Annotated in this window: 17 protein-coding genes and 1 riboswitch; of the genes, 8 read left to right on the forward strand and 9 right to left on the reverse strand. The window is 49.3% G+C overall.

Annotated features, from left to right (window positions below):
* Positions 1-213 precede the first annotated feature (213 nt).
* On the forward strand, positions 214-1,668 hold the full coding sequence (locus tag GSO_RS06780; protein ID WP_029345543.1) for an amino acid ABC transporter substrate-binding protein/permease: 1,455 nt from the start codon (positions 214-216) through the stop codon (positions 1,666-1,668).
* Entirely contained in the window at positions 1,665-2,405 is a 741-nt protein-coding gene (locus GSO_RS06785; RefSeq protein WP_010490433.1) for an amino acid ABC transporter ATP-binding protein, read from the forward strand. The genes GSO_RS06780 and GSO_RS06785 overlap by 4 nt, the downstream gene beginning before the upstream one ends.
* A 159-nt stretch (positions 2,406-2,564) precedes the next feature.
* On the opposite strand, the gene GSO_RS06790 is transcribed toward GSO_RS06785, so the two are convergent.
* The 5 genes from GSO_RS06790 to GSO_RS06810 form a co-directional block, all read right to left on the reverse strand.
* Complete coding sequence (locus tag GSO_RS06790; protein ID WP_010490435.1) at positions 2,565-3,452, reverse strand: fructosamine kinase family protein; 888 nt, start codon at positions 3,450-3,452, stop codon at positions 2,565-2,567.
* A 132-nt stretch (positions 3,453-3,584) separates the two neighbouring features.
* A complete protein-coding gene (locus GSO_RS06795; protein WP_010490437.1) occupies positions 3,585-4,361 on the reverse strand; it encodes an AAA family ATPase in 777 nt (258 codons plus the stop codon).
* A 28-nt stretch (positions 4,362-4,389) separates the two neighbouring features.
* The gene (locus GSO_RS06800; protein ID WP_010490439.1) at positions 4,390-5,913 is read right to left on the reverse strand and encodes a PH domain-containing protein; all 1,524 of its coding nucleotides are present in this window, start codon (positions 5,911-5,913) and stop codon (positions 4,390-4,392) included.
* Positions 5,906-6,376: a PH domain-containing protein gene (locus GSO_RS06805; RefSeq protein ID WP_010490441.1), complete on the reverse strand. Its 471-nt coding sequence runs from the start codon at positions 6,374-6,376 to the stop codon at positions 5,906-5,908. The genes GSO_RS06800 and GSO_RS06805 overlap by 8 nt, the downstream gene beginning before the upstream one ends.
* A gap of 488 nt (positions 6,377-6,864) precedes the next feature.
* Positions 6,865-7,188: a hypothetical protein gene (locus GSO_RS06810; protein WP_010490443.1), complete on the reverse strand. Its 324-nt coding sequence runs from the start codon at positions 7,186-7,188 to the stop codon at positions 6,865-6,867.
* 151 nt (positions 7,189-7,339) lie between these two features.
* On the opposite strand from GSO_RS06810, the gene GSO_RS06815 reads away from it, so the two are divergent.
* From GSO_RS06815 to GSO_RS06830, 4 genes are all read left to right on the forward strand, one after another.
* Positions 7,340-7,678: an iron-sulfur cluster biosynthesis family protein gene (locus GSO_RS06815; RefSeq protein ID WP_010490446.1), complete on the forward strand. Its 339-nt coding sequence runs from the start codon at positions 7,340-7,342 to the stop codon at positions 7,676-7,678.
* Between the two features lie 71 nt (positions 7,679-7,749).
* Positions 7,750-8,463, forward strand: a complete 714-nt coding sequence (locus GSO_RS06820; protein ID WP_010490448.1) for a DUF975 family protein — start codon at positions 7,750-7,752, stop codon at positions 8,461-8,463.
* Positions 8,464-8,952: 489 nt separating this feature from the next.
* Positions 8,953-10,227, forward strand: coding sequence for an ABC transporter substrate-binding protein (locus tag GSO_RS06825; RefSeq protein ID WP_029345544.1), 1,275 nt, complete (start codon positions 8,953-8,955; stop codon positions 10,225-10,227).
* Between the two features lie 26 nt (positions 10,228-10,253).
* On the forward strand, positions 10,254-10,514 hold the full coding sequence (locus tag GSO_RS06830) for a hypothetical protein (RefSeq protein ID WP_010490452.1): 261 nt from the start codon (positions 10,254-10,256) through the stop codon (positions 10,512-10,514).
* Positions 10,515-10,630: 116 nt separating this feature from the next.
* On the opposite strand, the gene GSO_RS06835 is transcribed toward GSO_RS06830, so the two are convergent.
* From GSO_RS06835 to GSO_RS16220, 3 genes are all read right to left on the reverse strand, one after another.
* Positions 10,631-11,377: an amino acid ABC transporter ATP-binding protein gene (locus tag GSO_RS06835; RefSeq protein ID WP_010490455.1), complete on the reverse strand. Its 747-nt coding sequence runs from the start codon at positions 11,375-11,377 to the stop codon at positions 10,631-10,633.
* A gap of 3 nt (positions 11,378-11,380) precedes the next feature.
* Complete coding sequence (locus GSO_RS06840) at positions 11,381-12,991, reverse strand: ABC transporter permease subunit (RefSeq protein WP_029345545.1); 1,611 nt, start codon at positions 12,989-12,991, stop codon at positions 11,381-11,383.
* A 96-nt stretch (positions 12,992-13,087) separates the two neighbouring features.
* Positions 13,088-13,261, reverse strand: a riboswitch (Lysine riboswitch).
* Positions 13,262-13,505: 244 nt separating this feature from the next.
* Complete coding sequence (locus tag GSO_RS16220; RefSeq protein ID WP_010490460.1) at positions 13,506-14,186, reverse strand: CPBP family intramembrane glutamic endopeptidase; 681 nt, start codon at positions 14,184-14,186, stop codon at positions 13,506-13,508.
* A 232-nt stretch (positions 14,187-14,418) separates the two neighbouring features.
* Between GSO_RS16220 and GSO_RS06850 the strand changes: the two genes are divergently transcribed.
* Positions 14,419-15,294: a helix-turn-helix domain-containing protein gene (locus GSO_RS06850; RefSeq protein WP_010490461.1), complete on the forward strand. Its 876-nt coding sequence runs from the start codon at positions 14,419-14,421 to the stop codon at positions 15,292-15,294.
* A complete protein-coding gene (locus GSO_RS06855) occupies positions 15,291-16,139 on the forward strand; it encodes a helix-turn-helix domain-containing protein (RefSeq protein ID WP_010490463.1) in 849 nt (282 codons plus the stop codon). Before GSO_RS06850 ends, GSO_RS06855 begins: the two co-directional genes overlap by 4 nt.
* 157 nt (positions 16,140-16,296) lie before the next feature.
* Here GSO_RS06855 and GSO_RS06860 read toward each other — a convergent pair whose 3' ends face one another.
* Positions 16,297-17,316 (reverse strand): helix-turn-helix domain-containing protein, encoded by a 1,020-nt coding sequence (locus tag GSO_RS06860; RefSeq protein ID WP_010490465.1) that lies wholly within the window; start codon positions 17,314-17,316, stop codon positions 16,297-16,299.
* Positions 17,317-17,336: the final 20 nt, after the last annotated feature.

The raw sequence follows: 17,336 nt of genomic DNA on the forward strand, positions 1-17,336 counted from the left end.
TCCATTCCGCTAGCATAAACAGTAGATTTAAAATCGACCAAAATGCGAGGAGATGAGCTGCGCTTAGCCGCGTACTTGAACGAAGACGTGGTTGAATCATACCCGTGTCGATCAGACAAGACGCGGGCTTAGCGCACAACCAGTTGATCATCAACTGGCGTATGCAATAACGGCCTAATGGGCTTGTAATCATTAGAAAGCGTGGTGTTTAGGTTGAAGCGAAAGTGGCTGCTAAGTTTGCTGATCGCCTTGCCTTTAATGCTTGGGGCATTACTCCCCGGCAAGACGGTGGCGGCAGCACAGAAGACGTATACGATAGGGACGGATGTGACCTTTGCACCGTTTGAGTTTGCGAACCAGGATAATAAGTATGTGGGGATTGACCTTGATCTCATCAAGGCAATTGCCAAGGAAGAAGGTTTCAAGGTCGAGGTCAAGCCGTTGGGATTCAACGCAGCGGTTCAGGCACTTGAAGCCAAGCAAATTGATGGCGTGATTGCCGGTATGTCAATCACCCCAGAGCGAAAACAGAAATTTCTGATGAGCGATCCGTATTATAAGTCCGGCGTTGTCATGGCCGTGGCGAAGAAAAGCACGATCAAATCATTGAAAGATTTACGCGGCAAGCGGGTTGCCATCAAGACCGGCACGGACTCAGCGGATTATGCCAACAGCGTCAAGCAAAAGTACGGCTTTTCAACGGTTACTTTTGATGACTCCAATAACATGTATCAAGATGTGATTACCGGTAACTCGGCAGCTTGTTTTGAAGATCAGCCGGTGATGCAATATGGTATTAATAATGGCATGGCATTAAAGATTGTCGGGAAGCCGGCGCGTGAAGGTGCGTATGGGTTTGCGGTTTCTAAGAACAATCAGGCGTTGATGACCAAATTCAACGCCGGCCTTAAGAAACTACGGGCCAATGGTCAGTACGATAAGATTATCGAACGGTACCTGGGCAACGGCAGTGCAAAATCACAAAAGAGCGCTGCCGGTAACAGTCAAACGACAGACCGCTCGTTCATCGGGTTGTTGAAGGCCAACTGGTCAACCTTGATGGGCGGCTTGCGTGAGACCATGGTGTTGACAATTGTCGCGATCTTCTTTGCAACATTGGTCGGGATTCTGGTCGGACTTCTAGGGGTTATCCCGAATAAGTTATGCCAAGGCACAGCAACAACGTTTATTTACATTTTCCGTGGCTTACCGCTGATGGTCCTGGCTTTGTTCATCTATACCGGGGTACCGAGTCTGATCGGGTCAAAAGTCCCGGCATTCATCGCCGGCATCGTGACGTTGACGCTTAATGAAGGGGCCTATACAGCGGCCTTCGTTAAAGGTGGCATCCAGGCGGTTGATCCCGGGCAAATGGAAGCCGCGCGCAGCTTAGGGCTGCCATTCGGGAAAGCCATGCGCAAGGTTATCTTGCCACAGGGCATTAAGATCATGATTCCAAGTTTCATCAACCAGTTTATTATTACTTTGAAGGATACCTCCATCCTGTCGATTATCGGTCTGTTAGAGCTGACCCAAACCGGGAAGATCATTATTGCCCGTAACATGGAAGGTTTTAAGATCTGGACGATGGTGGCATTGATTTACTTAATTATTATTACGCTATTAACCTGGCTAAGTAACTGGGTTCAGAAGAAGGTGAAAGCATGAGTCAGTATCGAGTAGAAATGAAAAATGTCCACAAGAGTTTTGGTGACAACGATGTGGTCAAAGGCGTCAACCTGAATGTCGCCAACAATGAAGTCGTCGTCATGATCGGCGCTTCCGGTGCCGGGAAAAGTACCGTCCTGCGCATGATTAATGGTTTGGAAACCGTCACAAGCGGCGAGATTCTTGTCGACGGCGAAGATATTGCCCATAAAGGCACTGATATCAACAAGGTACGTGAAAAGATCGGTATGGTGTTCCAGCATTTTAATCTTTTCCCGAATATGTCCGTGATGGGGAATATTACCTTGGCACCGACCGAACTGGGCATTGCCAGCAAAGACGAAGCCGTCAAGCAGGCCAAAGAAATGCTTGAAGTGGTTGGCCTGACAGACAAGGCCGATGCGATGCCGGCGCAGCTTTCCGGCGGGCAGCAGCAACGTGTCGCGATTGCGCGGGCGTTGGCTATGCATCCGGATATCATGTTGTTTGACGAACCGACCAGTGCGTTGGATCCGGAAATGGTCGGTGACGTACTGGGCGTTATGCGGCGGCTGGCAAAGCAAGGGATGACCATGGTGATTGTGACCCACGAAATGGGCTTCGCCAAAGAAGTTGCCGATCGGGTGGTCTTCTTTGATAACGGCACCATCCTTGAACAAGGCAAGCCTGAAGATATCTTTGAGCATCCAAAAGAAGAGCGAACCAAGAACTTCTTGAATAAGGTCTTGAATGCTTAGAATTTAGTGTTAGGGTAAGGATTTGCCAGTGACACGACAAAAACGGTTCAGTGAGACAAGCTTGTCTCTTCTGAACCGTTTTTTGATTGGCAATTTTTGAGGATTTCCCGGGAAATAGTGGGTGCTTAGTCAAAATGTTTTCCCATTCATGTTGGCATGCTACTTGTTTCGTTCTTGATTCTCCGGCACGCCATGGTCGAGAATGCGGTCCATGACTGCTGCCACGCTGCCGGCGTAGGCCATGCCGAACTTGTCGAGATGCACCATTAAGTAATACAACCGGTAGAAGTCGAGTCGGAAAGAGTAACCAGGATCGAGTGGGTAGGTTTCTTGGTAGCCGGCGTAGAACTCTTGGTTGAACCCGCCAAAGACAGTGGTCACGCCGATATCCAGTTCACGGTCGCCATAGACAGCCGCGGGGTCAATGAGCGCCGGCTGACCATCTGCCGTGAACATGTAGTTGCCACCCCATAAGTCACCGTGGAGTAAGGATGCTTCGCTGTGATGCTGGCTGAGGGTCTTGCTGATAATGGTTCGAACCTGGTCAAACGTTGCCTGATCGTCTACCTGCCACAGGCCTTTTTTCAGTATGTGAGCGGCCAGTTTATCGAGCCGTTGGTGAATGAACAAGTCCGCCCACGAATCAGTCCAATCATTAGAAAAGGATACGCTCGTGCCGGCATAAGGGTAGTCGAAGCCGAAGCGGCCGGCGGGTTCGTGATGCTGATGCAGGTGGGCGACAAGTTGCCCGAGTTCACGTTGGGAGCCGTGGCCACTGGTCAGGAAGCTTAACAACAGATAACCGTCGCCTTTAATGCTACCGTTAGCGATGACGCGCGGTGCTAACACTTGCGCGGCTTCAAAGGCTTTTAAACCGGCAATTTCTCCAGCATAGAAGCTGGCGGGATAGCCGGGCTGAACGAGCAGAAAATATGGTTTTTCAGAGGTGTCGACCCGATAAGCTTTATTGACATCACCTCCGCCAACTGGGGTGATCGAGGTGATATGATCTAACGGTAATTGCTTGGTCCAAGCTGATGTAAGCATGCAAATGTCTCTCCTCTCACAGGCATCTCCGGCAGTCATCGGTGCAAAAGGGGCGATAAACTCCGGATTTTTCCAATACCAGACAATGCCCTAGTGCCACCTTAAAACATTTTTGCCGCTAATGACAATGATTTAATCATGTAACAGATGATAAACGAATCGCTGCGGGTCATTCAAAAAGCTGCGGAGGACAGTGATGTGCTCGATCTGGTCGTATTGAATGGGTGCAAGCATGTCACCCAAGGCCAATAGCTGCGCATCAGGGTAGGCCATTAGAATAGGCGAGTGGGTGCTGATGATGAATTGTGCGCCACTCGTGACCGCTTCATGAATCAAAGCTAGCAAACTCAATTGATTTTCCGGGGTCAATGGCGATTCGGGTTCGTCTAGCAAATATAGGGCGTTTGCGTGTAAGCGGGCGCGAAATAAGGCGAGAAAGGCTTGGCCGTGTGATAGGGTGTCTAAGTCGACTTTATAAAGGTGGTGGACTTCTGCCAGTGTATTCAGATACGGCAGACGTTCCAGACTTTTGGGCGCCAAGTGTTCAAGCTGAGCCTGGGCATATTTAATGCGGCCGCGGGTGGCGCGAATGAATGAAATGAAATCGTCAGCGCGGAATAAAAAGCCGGACTTGGTGCGATAAGTCCACGTTAACTTGAGCTGGTGCGCCAATGCCCGGCTAGTGTCGTATTCAGGATCATCTTCGAGGGACGCGCCGCTCATCAAGATGGCGTTGTAGTTGGCGGCGATCGCGTTTAGCAATGTTGACTTGCCGCTGCCATTATCGCCGGTCAAAATGGTCACCGGCTGCGTTAGCTTTAGTTCACGGAAATGCGCTTGCCAAGGGAGGTTGAATGGGTAGGATGTTGCCTGAAGTGGCGGCGTATATTGAATTTTATTCAGTAGCATGGCAAGCTCCTAACTTCATGTACCTAGACTAAGGCAGTGGCTGATACCAACTTAAAATTTCCTTGGCTAAGTCAGCTTTCATGTAGCGAGACGTAATCGTTTGATCGCTATTGCCTTTTCGCACATGAATGTTTAAGTGCGCAACGCCGCGCGGTTTCATCCAGATGGATTGCGCTAAGCTCATCGCCTGGATGTCTTTTTTCCGGACATAGTAGCGCTGGCGGGTCCAGACTTCGCCGACTTGGATGACGAGTTGATCTGGCGGCGCAATGGCGATAGCAGCGTTTGTTGCGGCGTATTGGCCTTGGAGTGCCATGATGAGTAGCCACAGTCCGCCAACCGGCAGCAACCAGACCCACCAGCTGACGTGCAGCCACAAAACACTCGCCAAAATAATCGGTGCGACAATAAAAGCGAGATTCCCTAGTACCATGTTACGCACATAGTACCAGCGATTTCGTACCGGAATCGGTTGCAGTTCCGGTATTGTTGTCGGCAACCAGCTGATGAACTTACGCATGTCGGTCATGGCTGAGCGCTGCCGGATCACCGGCATCAGGACCAGATCGTTATTTTGCTCATCATCAGCTGCGCCGGAAGCCAGCAACGCCTGAACGGTGGTGAGATGAAACCATTGGCGGAGAATGCTTTGTTTAAACCGAACCGCTTGCACGCGGGATAGACGGGCGCTGACCGTGTTGGTTTGGAAAAAGCCGCGACTGGTGCGCAGTTCGTTACCCGTGCGATCGAGCGTGAAGCGATAATATTTTTGCAGGATGTTCAAATAAGAAACAGCAAATCCCAACACTAAAACGATGATGCTTAAGCCGATCAAAAGGTAAATGGCTAAACCTGTGATGGCGTGTTCAGCTTGCTGGTACCAGCTGTCCGGCAGGTATTCCTGAGCCTTGTCCAACACCCAAAGGATCCCGGTAATGATGGGGATGAAACCAAGCGATGTGAGCGCATATTGATTAAGGTCGTGGGAGTTGATTTTGTAGGCAGCGTCCGGGACCGGGTCCGCGTTGACGACGCGGGTCCGAGTGGCGGCATCGGCATCAGTCGTCTCTGTAGTAGTGGATATTGCCGATTCCGGCTCAATTCCTTGGCGATAACGATTGATGGTGTCGGCAACCGCTGTCGGCACAGCTGCCAGTTGGCCTTCCGCTTTTCTGGTTTCTTTTCCGGCTGTTTCGATGGAGACCTGTTCCAGCCCAAGTGGCTTCAAGAAGAACCACTGCTGGCGCTGGACGGTTTGAATACGGTCGTACGGAATATGGTTGGTCTTACGGATGAAGACGCCACTGCGAATGGTTAAGCCATCTGGCGCCACTAAATAGGTGAAACGCAAATAACGCAGGATTGACCACGCGAGCATTAAGATGACGCTCCCAAGAATCAAGGCTAGCCAAAACAGCAGTTCTTTAAAACTCATTTTGGAACCGAACATCGAAAATAAGCCGCCGACAAATATTGGCCATAAAGCGATGACATTTTTGACCCATAGTATCAGTAATGCGACAGGGGCAAGGCGGTGCGGTTGTTCATTCATCGCGCGCCTCCTGTGCCAGTGTCAAAATCCGGGTCCGTAACTGATCGGCAACGGATGCCGTTACGCCGTCAATGACATGGGCCGTGCTGGCAGTTTCGATGTTGACCTGTTGCAGTTGCTGCCAGCGGAGAAGCGGTCCCTGTTCCAACGTCACATTTTGAATGCGAGCAATCGGGATCGCTTCATTTTTACGGAAGAAGAACCCTTTTTGAAGGAAAACTGCGGTCGGGGTGATGTTGTAGCGCAAAAATCGATAGCGATAAGGCACGAGGGCCCGCCGGATAATATATTGCAGCACCGTTAACCCAATGACGCCAAGACCTAGCCATGAAGGCCAATGCCAAAAATGGCTGGCGATGAGCAAAAGTAAGCCGACAACAAAAAAATTGAAAGACCAGATGAATATATCGGCGCGCCAGACAAATTTGATGTTGGCTGGCAAAGCATGTCCCGTTTCGTTCATTTTTTCGCCTCCGTTTTCGTCAGGATAGCAGAAAATGGCGACAAACGAAACTGTTGTTGTCATAAAAATGAACTTATCACGATGCTTTTGCCACACGGATTCGATTGAAGCGAGTGCGTGCGTTTTGAAATGGCTGTCGCTTAACCATAACGCGTTCGCCAGCGCAGAAGTCTGCGTGTAAGGACCTTGTTCGCAATGGCCTAAGCCTGGGCCATCACGCCCAAGGCCGCTTACACTCCGACTTCTAAGCGCGCTGGCTCACGCTCACCATAACGCGTTCGCCAGCCCGGTTAGAAACCTGCGTGTAAGGACCTCAGGCGCAATGGCCAAGGTCGGGCCATCACACCTGAGGCCACTTACACTCCGATTTCTAACCGGGCTGGCTCACGCTCACACTAAAAAAGCCCACCTATCTGAAACAGCATTGATTGCTGGCAGAGAGGCGAGCTTGTTAAAATGAAACAGCAGAAGCAGTTGGCGCCGCTGATTCAAACGGTCGGCGCATAAATGAATTCGATCAACTGCTTTTTCATCGCAACGTTGATGCCGTTGATGGGCTGCTCGAGAATTTTTTGGTATTCTTCGAGAACATCGTATGGCAGCGGCGTGAGCAGGTTGAGATCGTCGATGACGTCACTGACGCGGTCGGTGGTGCTGAGATCAACGAAAATATCGATCTTGTTGAGGCAGTCGATTAATAAATCGGTCATGCCGGCATCAGGCTTGCCGCTTTGGTCGGTGACGACAACCTGCAAGTGATTGACTTGCGCATGATCGATCTGGATAAACTTTAAAGCCGAATAGATATTCATTGGCACACCTCGTCTTAACTGACAGAATAGCATCGTGGTTCATTACACCAATTTTAGGCATTTCGTTAAACTTTTACAAGCTGGTTGTATCCTAGGGCAATCCGTTCCATAATGTGGGCGACAAGGATTATTGTACTTGTGGGGGTGAAATATGGAGCTTAATATATCTGCACAGGCAGCAGCCCGACTAGCGCCGCTTTTACACGCAGATCGGGTGTTGGTTTTGGATTTGAATGATGGCATCGGGCCTTACTCGCGGCAGTATCATGATACATCGCAAGCTAAATTCAGTCTCCTGATATTGCCACGCCGTAATGTGCCGGATGTATTTGATGCGCACCTTGACTCCCCAGTAGGACCGGTTTTAATCAAAAGCTATGCGGCCGGATTCTTCGATTCGAAAACCGAGTTAACCATAAGCGGTGATGAGTTTACGCTTTTGCAAGCGAAGCCGCACCTTAATCCGAAGGTCCCATTCAAGTTTGTATAACAAAATACGCTTTTCTGTTATGATATTCCCAGCAACTGTATGAGGCAATCACAGTTAAGGGGGAGTTGTCTGTGGACCGGACATCGTTAAAGAATCAAGCCAAGGCGGAATTGAATCCCAACTTTAGCTATTATCTGCGCATTAGTTTACCGGCATTACTTTTGATGGCATTCGCGACGCTTGTGCCGTTTCCTTCCGTACATGAAGTACATCGCGGGGAATGGCATACCCTGTTGCGGGGAGATATATTCACGGTCACAGGCGGCCGCGTGAATGAATATTGGCAGATGTGGCAGTCAATTGTTATCTTTTTGAGCCTGTTGGGTGTGTTGCTGATGATTGGCGTCATGTTTGCGATGATCGATGGTCTTCGCGGTCGGTCGGATCATCAGTTTAGTTGGTTGCAGATGTTCAAGATTTTTGAACGCGGCGAATATTTTCTTGGGAGCTTGTTGATCGGGCTGTTGCAATGGGTCTGGATTTTTCTGTGGATGTTCTTGCTGATTGTCCCGGGGATTGTTAAGGCGATGGCGTATTCACAGGCGCAATGGATTTATCGGGATGCGATTGACAGCGGCCAACCGATTGGCTATACCGAAGCTGTGACCCGCAGCCGGGAGTTGATGTCTGGCCATAAGTGGGATTACTTTGTGTTATTGCTGAGTTTTCTGGGCTGGTGGCTGTTAGAGTTGATTACCATGGGGCTGGCTTCCATCTGGGTCATCCCGTACCGCAGTATGACATTGGCGAATTTCTATCTTAAATTAACGGAAGAACAAGCATAATACCGCATGTGCAAAAAGAAGGGTTAAGCATTGTGTTCTATGCCGTGCCAAACTCCGCAATCTCCGGCCAGATGGTGCTGGAACGTGGTGGGCACGACTTTGAGCCTCAGCAAAACCGGCTGAGTCTCAAAGATCGGCCTCATTGTAGGCGGTAAACCGCCAACAATGATTTCACCACTGAGCCCCATCTGGCCTACGATTGCTCCGCTTTGGCACTAATATTTGAGTATTTTCAACGAACTGACTTCCATTTTTTTGGAACTTGGTTCGTTTTTACGTTGCTACCGAAAATCATGTCCCATCCTTCACATAAATGCAAAAAGAAAGCAGAGCAGCTTTCTTTTTTTTGCGCAAAAGATACCGCTTGCGGTAAGTATTGGTATACTGTATATAGTTTTAAAAAGATGTACTGACAGCCGGATGGGATCGGCGGTTTGCGGGTCTTGTCCACAACGACACGATGCGTTCACGACAATAATGGGGGTACATATGATGAAGAGACGTTGGTTGCTTGGCGTTGCGACTGCATTGATGGTCTTGTTGCTGACCGCTTGCAGCAGTGGTAGTTCGGCGCAGAAGACTTCCAAAGGACCGGTGACGATTACCTTTTGGCACCGAATGACCGGTAATTACAACAAGGCGTTGGAAGGGTATATCAAGACATTTAACAGTAGTCAAAAGCAATACAAAGTTGTCGCAACATCGCAGGGTTCGTATGACAATTTGCAGAAGAAGTACTTAGCATCGGCGAAGTCCAAAACTTTACCGACGATCGGGCAGGTGACGGATACGATCATTCCGGAATACGTTCATGACGGGATGCTGGTCAACATTGATAAGCAGGTAAAATCTCAGTTTTCCGCCGCTGAGCTGAAGTCGATTTATCCCGGCATTGCCACGAACCTGAAGTATCAGGGGAATTATTATCAGATTCCGTTTGCCACCGGGACGCGGTTGATGTTTTATAACAAGGACATCCTGGAAAAATATCACCTCACTGCGCCGAAAACGTGGGAAGAGCTGACCAAAATCGGGCAACAGCTTAAAGGTGATGGCATCACAGGTGTTGCGTTTAATAAGAGTTATGATTTTGAATTCGAAACATTAGCGTATGATGCCGGCAATCGGCTGATTACCCCGCAGTACAAGGCTAAGATTGACACGCCGTCTAGCATCAACGCCATGACGGCGATCACCAGCATGCTGCAGGATAAGACAGCTGTCACAGCAGGACTGGATAATTACTTTAATGTGCCATTTGTTCAAGGTAAAATTTTTGCCGGCTTCGGCTCTAGCGCCACGATTCAGCAGATTGCATCAACGGCACCTAAGAGCATGCACTGGGGAACCGCGGTAATGCCGAGTTTTGACGGCAAATCCAGTTCGGTTCTGGGCAACAACGGGATTTCAGTTTTCAAAGGAGCTTCCGCGGATCAAATCAAGGGTGCGGTTAAGTTCATGAAGTTTCTGATGAGCACCAAGATTCAGACGCAGTGGGCCAAAGCCAGCGGGTACGTGCCGGTTGTGTCAACCGCCACGAAGTCAAGTGACTATCAAGCCTATCTAAAAGCCAACCCGAACTACCAGGCCGCGGTCGATGCTTATGATGATGCGTTCTCGTCGACACCATTCATTGGCTATAACACTTACCGCAACAACCTGCTGGATGCCGTTGACCAGACCGTTTCCAAAAAGGCCGAGCCTAAAACCGTGTTAACCAAGCTGCAAAAGCAGGCCGAAACCATTTTGAAAGATAATCGTTAATTAACCAAAAGAAAGCAGGCGCGTCCATGACGACATTCAAACGGATTTTAAAACGAACCCTTATTTACACCGTGCTGGTACTGGGCTTAGCGGTGTTAATGACGTTTGGCTATGTCGGCTATCAAGACGTCACCGCCGGAAAAGGCTACCTCGCGTTGCGCTACCTTTTGCTAACGGCAGAGTCCGTGGTCGGCGGCTTTTTCCTGTTCTTCATCGTGGTGAGCTTAGACACATGGCGTGAGCATCGGGAAAAGAAGCGGGAACAGAAGCCGGACTCGAAGAAATAAACTAAGCCACAACAAATGCGTTAGACGGTGGCTGACGGGTATTGGAGGTCGGCCAATTGCACAAAAATACGGACCAGAGGGGATGAATGCTCTCTTTTGGTCCGTATTTTTTCTGCTTAAACCCGGTTCAAGTAACGCTTCAGGAATTCCTTGGTCGCTGTTTGTTGCGGATTGCCGAAGATTTGATCCGGCGTGCCGGACTCGGCAATGATGCCGTTGTTCATGAAGACAACGCGATCGGAAACATCGCGGGCGAAGGCCATTTCGTGAGTGACGATGATCATGGTCAGGCCAGTGTGTGCCAGGGCTGTCATCGTGTTCAGGACATCATCGACCATTTCCGGATCCAGCGCACTGGTTGGCTCATCAAACAGGAGCACTTCCGGATCCATTGCTTCGGCGCGGGCAATGGCGACCCGCTGTTCCTGCCCGCCGGAGAGCTGATCCGGTTTAGCGGCAATGAAAGGATCCATGCCGACTTGTTTCAACAGTTCCAACGCGTGAGTTTTGGCGGCAGCAGCGTCGCGTTTTAAGACGGTTTGCTGCGGAACCATTACGTTTTGCAAGACGGTCATGTTGTTGAACAAGTTGAAGCTCTGAAACACCATGCCGACTTTGGCGCGGTAGGTGCTTAACTTCACGTCTTCGCCTAGAATACTTTTGCCGTGAAAAAGAATATCGCCGCCAGTTGGGGTTTCCAACAGGTTGATGTTGCGCAACAGGGTCGACTTGCCGGAGCCGCTGCGACCGATGATTGAAACAACTTCGCCGGCTTGGACGTTGAAATTAATGTCGGTCAGGACTTCGTGGTTCCCAAAACTCTTTTTGAGATTCTTAACTTGGATTAATGGTTCGCTTGCCATGAGCTAGTCCCCCTCTTTTGCGGTGCCGATTTTTGGCGTTTCAACCTGCATTTGATTGTTCATCACGTTGTAGTCTTTGGGTCCGTCGAGATGTTTTTCGATGAGCCGGAAGAGGCGGCTGATGGTGAAGGTCATGATGAGGTAGATGCCGCTGACGATCAGATAAGTGTGGAAGAACTGGAAGCTTTGTCCGGCAATGGTTTCGCCGCTGAAGAATAGTTCGGAAACCGAGATAACCGACAGCACGGACGTATCCTTAATGTTCACAATGAACTCATTCGTGACCGCTGGCAGGGAGTTACGAACCGCTTGCGGCAGGATGACTTTCATCATGGTTTGCAGATGCGTCATGCCCAGCGCACTGGCCGCTTCGAACTGTCCTTCATCAACGGAAATAATTCCGCCACGGATAATTTCGGAAATGTAGGCGCCAGTGTTAATCGAAACAATCAAAAGCGCTGCGGTGGTGCGATCCATGTTCAGATGCCAGGCTTGGGCGGCGCCATAATACAAGACCGCTGCCTGAACAATCATTGGCGTGCCACGGAAGACTTCGATATACAAGGAAAGCAGCCAATTGATAACCGCCCGCAAACCGCGTTGTCCCAGCTTTTTGGGTTTGGGCGTGGTGCGAATAATGCCGACTAACAAGCCGATGATGAAGCCGACAAGCGTGCCGACCAATGCCAGCAGCAGCGTCATACCGGTACCACGCAAGAGCATCGGTCCGTACTGCTTCATAATGGCCATGAACCAGTTGCCACTTTTTTCGGTCGAAGGCTGATTATCGACCGCTTCGTTCATCAGACGAGCCCGCTCTTTTTGGGAAATCGTAGCGAGCAATTCATTGATTTTCGCTTTATTGGGATCATTTTTCCGCAACCCGATTGCCAGGTTGGTGTCACTGGCATCGGTTTTAAACCCCTGACCCTTCGCAAAATGGATATACATCAGGTTCGGATTGGCGCGTTCTGCCGTGATCCCTTCAGGAACTTCGGAAACGTAGCCGTCAATGGTGCCGGACTCCAAGGCCACCCGCATCGCCGGAAAATCATTCATGGCCGGTTCCTTGACGACCCCCTTGATTTGGTTGATCGCCTGATAGTGATAAGTACTGAGTTGAGCTGTCACTTTGGCGCCTTTAAAATCAGCAATGCTCTTGGCTTTTGCATATTTGCTATCTTTGCGGACGACCATGGTCAGATTGGAAATATAGTACGGATTGGTAAAATCAATCGTTTTGCGCCGATCCGGTGTTGGTGACATCCCGGCGATAATGGCATCGATTTTGCCGGAAGTTAAAGCAGGCGGCAGGCCATCCCAAGAGGTTTTGACCACGACGACTTTCTTGTGCAGTGCCTTAGCGACTTTCCGCGCAATCTGAACATCGTAACCATTAGCGTATTCATGACTGCCTTGAATCTTGACCGCGTTATTGGCATCTGTGTTCTGTGTCCAATTGAACGGTGCATAGCCGGCTTCCATACCGACTTTGAATGTGTTGTCGTCGCTCGCAGCATTGACCGGTTTAGCGGCAAAACCGCCAAGCAATAGGCTCAATACGAGCCCCAGCACACCCAAACGTGCAACCCAGTGTTTTTTCATGTGTGACATTCTCCCTTCTTGTAGTGGGAAATAGAGCTGGAACCAAAAAATCGGCCTTTATTGGACAAGCAATAAAGGTCGATTCTATCGATTTTAGTCATAAACCAGAATCATAGCGCCCCGAAGCAACCTGCTTCGACAGTCCATGAGTTATGCGCTCATGGCCCAATGCGGATCGTCCGAACACGGCCCGACATTTCGGCGGCGGCACTTACGACTGGTTCAACATGATCCGGCACTCCCCAGTTTTCGTTGCCCACCGCAACCTCTATTTCTTGGTGGTGTATTTAAATGTCAAGATCGAGTGTAGCGGAATGGGAGGTGGATGTCAATTGGATGTGAGCGTGAATTGGCGCGGTTAGAAGTCGGTGTGTAAGTGTGTAAGTGGCCTCAGATGTGATGGCCGGTTTTTGAACATTGCGCCTGAGGTTCTTACACGCAGACTTCTGCGGCAGTGAACGCGTTATGGTGGGAGAAGATTATATTTGCAGGCATACTTACGAGAAGCATTTTTGAACCTCTGTCAAAACATAGAGACAAAAGCTAAGACGTTATTAAGGATGTGCAGTGCGATGCTATAGCGTAAATCCCCAGTAAGCGCGTAAACGGAACCAAATAGCCATCCCATGGTGCAGTAAACTAAAAGATTGACGGTGAAATGAGGTTCATGAAGCAACCCAAACACAAAGCCAGAGACTAAGACAACGAAAATTTTGCTCATAATAGTGTTCTTGTTGACAAAATAGTTAAAGAAAATGCCGCGTAATATAAATTCCTCAATAATTGGGGCCGCTAATACAGCGTCAACACTAGCTAATAGTGGCGCAGTTCGAATGAATTTGTTAACAAGCACCTGATTCGTGGCATTGTCCGCGTTGAAAGGCGTGAGAGATTCAACACACAGCAACGCGAAGAGAGACGCAACCCCAATGAGAAATATAAGCGTGTTCTTTCTCGAAAGTGGCTTTAGGCCATAACCATTTGGATTAAAACGTTTTAATTGCCGGAAATACAGCCAATGAAGAAACCAAATGAATGCCCCTTTTAATATTAGTTCAATCACTAGAACTTCATATTGGTCTTGCTGCAATTTGCTGATTGTAAAAAAATCATGGAATTCGGTTAAGATATCAAGCAGTAAGATGCCTGTGAGGAGAAGAGAGTGCTTTAGCAGTGAACCGCCAATGGATATTATTTTCCCCAATTATCTGTCCTTCTTTAGACTTTTGAATGCTCTAAAAAACTGGGCTACATAAATACGCGCCCATTGTAACAATTAGCGTTAATGGTTAACAAGTTTAAAAATAGGCACAGACTAAAAATAAAAACATACAGATTAACAAATGCAACGCACAGAAAAATATTTCGATTTTGAAAAAATGGCAAAACGTGTTAAATTTGTCTAATAAACTTCTCATAAAAAGGGGCGGGTGCTGATGGCGGAGGAGCCTGTCAAAGTCGGGGCCTATTTACGGGCGTTGCGTCTTGAGGAAAATGACTCATTGGAAGAAATTGCGGCCGGGATTACGACGGCCGCTACTTTGTCACGCTTTGAACGGGGGGAGACCCAGCTCAGTGCAGCCGTTGTTTTAAAACTGTTAACGCGCTTTGACCAAGATGTTGAGTTGATGCAACAAGGCTATCGGGCATTGAATCCGGAGAATTTTTTCCAACAGGTTAATCGGGCCACGGTTGCCGGTAAGTCAGCGTTACAGGCGTTAGCACAAAAGCAGTATCGCTTGTGGCGGCAAACCGGCCTGATTTTTTACCGACTGAATCAGATTAATATTCTGGCCCACAATGGGTTTACGGACCCGAGTTTTCAGACAACGTCGCAGATGAAAGCCGATGTCATCAAGTACTTAAAACGGATTCGGTACTGGGGATTGTACGAGCTTGATCTCTTTGCCGCCACCTTGGTGATATACGACCATGAGCAATTGATGAGTTTGGTCATGGAGCTGGTTTTGGACTGGCCGGATGTGAAGGGCCATCCAACCCGGAACCAGTATCTGTGGGCGATTTTGACGAATAGCATCGCCTTGCTGATTCATCGTCGGGAGTTTGTGGATGCTGTGCGGCTGCTCAACGTCGCCAAGAACTTACCCATTCCGGCCGATGATCTCTATGCGCGGATCATGTTGCGCTATCAAGAGCAGCTGCTGACTTATCATCGCGGCCAGCATCGGGCGGCCAAAACTGCGGTTAAAAACTTACTGGCAACGCTAGCGTTATTGGACTCACCGTTTTTTGCCCAGTTATTGACGAAAAGTTGGCGACGATTCCTGAAGGAGGAGGCGCAGGCAAAATGACGATCGGTGAACAATTCAAACGATTGCGTAAAGAACGGCGGCTGACGTTAAAAGAAGCTGCTGGCGACATTGTTTCGGTATCAAGCCTTTCAAAATTTGAAAATGGTACCTCACAGTTGGCCGCCGATCGCTTTTTCCTATTGCTGGATCGATTGAATCTGGACTGGGATGCGTTCACGCCTTCACGCTCGGATGCACCATTACCATTTTTGCACCGTTATCTGGTGGCGGCACAGCAGGCAGATGTTCAGGCGTTGGCAGGTATCTTACGCCAGTTGCCGCTGGCGAATACTAATCAACGGTTGCTGTTGCATTTGACGCTGCATAACCATGCGCCGGAACGCTTTTCAGTGTTGGCCCGTGAACGTAAACAAGCGTGGTCGTTGTTGACGCATACAACGGAATGGTCACTGTTGTTGCGGCTGATCGCGCTTCAGCTAACCGGCATCATCGCGATGAAGGATTTGGAAGGACTGATCAAGGCCATTGCAAGCCAAGTGAAAACCCCCAACACGCCACAGGATCATTTGAATCTGGCTAATCGCGCGTTTTTAACCGCTTCGCTGCGGTATATTGCTGCGGGACAGTTGGACAATGCGCAGGAAACGCTTGGGTTAATTCGGCAGGCCACGGTTGGTGACATGGGGGTTGAGTTTCAGATTGCCTGCACCAAGCGTTTAGTGATGATTTATTCACCGGATAAAAGCATGGCAGTGCGCGGTTGGCAAGAGCTTGCCCAACTGAAGGCGTTGTTGAATGAGGTTGCGGCACCGGACTGGACAGCAAGTTGGCTGCCGGCTTTGGAGGCCTTGGCTGAGGCAAAGCGGTGTGGGAAGGAAGCCTGAGTTCGGTTTTTGGAAATTTAGGATAGTAGCAGTTTGTAACGGACTCGTGATCAGCGAAAATAAGTTGATTGTGGGTCCGTTTTTGTTATGTTCCACGTGAAACGTCCTGAGCCAAGAAAGCGGGGGCACCTTTTCTGACGCGATAAAGGGCTCTTAGTCAGAGAAAATATGCGCCACCCTGCGGATCTTTGATATTGATGCGGACGACTTTTAATAAGTACCGCAGCCACCGTTCTTGCGTCGGTTGGTCCAAAATATGCTCCAAACTGATGGCTTGTTGGCATAACTCATAGCCGGCCCTGGTTTGGCCGATGACGGCTTGGTACCAGCCGCGGAGAAATAAGAGGAGGGCGGAGTTTGAGAGGTCGTTTGTGTCATGCAAAATTTTTTCCGCAGTGGTGAGGACTTTCTTGGCATCGGTTAGGTGGCGTGTGTTGATGAACACGGTGAAGGCGGAGAAGAGCGTCTGAATCCGCAGATTGCCGATTTGATTGAAGGCGCGATATTTTTCCGAGCGCTTCATCGCTATTGGCAACAAGTTTTGAATGGTTTCAGCAGGTAAGGCGACCATGAGATGACGGAACCAATAAAGTTCAAAGTAATTCCAAGTTTCAACTAAGTAGAGATAGCTGACCAGCGGCTTGGCGCGTTCCTGCAATTGGGCCATGGCGTCGCTCACATTTTTGAATGGTGATGGCTGGTCAGGCGGCTTGACGCGATCGATCATGGTGAGGCGGAAAATCTGGATGCTAATGAGTTCAAATTGGGTTTGGCGGTTGTGGTCGTGCTCGTATCGTTTCTGCCAAACCTTTTCTTGCTTCAATAAATATTGATAGTCTGCTAGCGTGGGATTTTCAACGTTAAAGCGATCCTGATAGGCGATAACCTCTTCAAAGTCGCGGTGAACTAAAGTGTTGTAAACAAACCGTGTGTGAGTCGTTGGCGGTACGGCGCCTGCCTGAAGATCGCGAATGAAGATGAATTCTTCCACCGAAATATTGATGCGGAAGAGCAGATGACTTAGGCGGGCAAAGCTGATATTGGAGCGGCCTTGTTCGAACTTACTAATGAAAGCAATGGAATTATGCGCATCGGCTACCTGTGCCAAGGTCAGATGATGGTTGCGCCGGAGTTGGCGGAAGACGGCGCCGTCAGTGGGATTGATTTTTTCTACCATAGTGGAATTTCACCTCGCCT

The sequence above is a fragment of the Lacticaseibacillus zeae DSM 20178 = KCTC 3804 genome (assembly GCF_000260435.1).
In the GTDB taxonomy this organism is placed as follows: domain Bacteria; phylum Bacillota; class Bacilli; order Lactobacillales; family Lactobacillaceae; genus Lacticaseibacillus; species Lacticaseibacillus zeae.

What these genes read in the sequence shown, in the direction of transcription:
- GSO_RS06795 (WP_010490437.1), bottom strand. Translation starts at nt 4,361, where the DNA reads ATGCTACTGAATAAAATTCAATATACGCCGCCACTTCAGGCAACATCC.
- GSO_RS06790 (WP_010490435.1), bottom strand. Translation starts at nt 3,452, where the DNA reads ATGCTTACATCAGCTTGGACCAAGCAATTACCGTTAGATCATATCACC.
- GSO_RS06850 (WP_010490461.1), top strand. Translation starts at nt 14,419, where the DNA reads ATGGCGGAGGAGCCTGTCAAAGTCGGGGCCTATTTACGGGCGTTGCGT.
- GSO_RS06840 (WP_029345545.1), bottom strand. Translation starts at nt 12,991, where the DNA reads ATGTCACACATGAAAAAACACTGGGTTGCACGTTTGGGTGTGCTGGGG.
- GSO_RS06810 (WP_010490443.1), bottom strand. Translation starts at nt 7,188, where the DNA reads ATGAATATCTATTCGGCTTTAAAGTTTATCCAGATCGATCATGCGCAA.
- GSO_RS06825 (WP_029345544.1), top strand. Translation starts at nt 8,953, where the DNA reads ATGATGAAGAGACGTTGGTTGCTTGGCGTTGCGACTGCATTGATGGTC.
- GSO_RS06815 (WP_010490446.1), top strand. Translation starts at nt 7,340, where the DNA reads ATGGAGCTTAATATATCTGCACAGGCAGCAGCCCGACTAGCGCCGCTT.
- GSO_RS06855 (WP_010490463.1), top strand. Translation starts at nt 15,291, where the DNA reads ATGACGATCGGTGAACAATTCAAACGATTGCGTAAAGAACGGCGGCTG.
- GSO_RS06785 (WP_010490433.1), top strand. Translation starts at nt 1,665, where the DNA reads ATGAGTCAGTATCGAGTAGAAATGAAAAATGTCCACAAGAGTTTTGGT.
- GSO_RS06805 (WP_010490441.1), bottom strand. Translation starts at nt 6,376, where the DNA reads ATGAACGAAACGGGACATGCTTTGCCAGCCAACATCAAATTTGTCTGG.
- GSO_RS06835 (WP_010490455.1), bottom strand. Translation starts at nt 11,377, where the DNA reads ATGGCAAGCGAACCATTAATCCAAGTTAAGAATCTCAAAAAGAGTTTT.
- GSO_RS06800 (WP_010490439.1), bottom strand. Translation starts at nt 5,913, where the DNA reads ATGAATGAACAACCGCACCGCCTTGCCCCTGTCGCATTACTGATACTA.
- GSO_RS06860 (WP_010490465.1), bottom strand. Translation starts at nt 17,316, where the DNA reads ATGGTAGAAAAAATCAATCCCACTGACGGCGCCGTCTTCCGCCAACTC.
- GSO_RS06830 (WP_010490452.1), top strand. Translation starts at nt 10,254, where the DNA reads ATGACGACATTCAAACGGATTTTAAAACGAACCCTTATTTACACCGTG.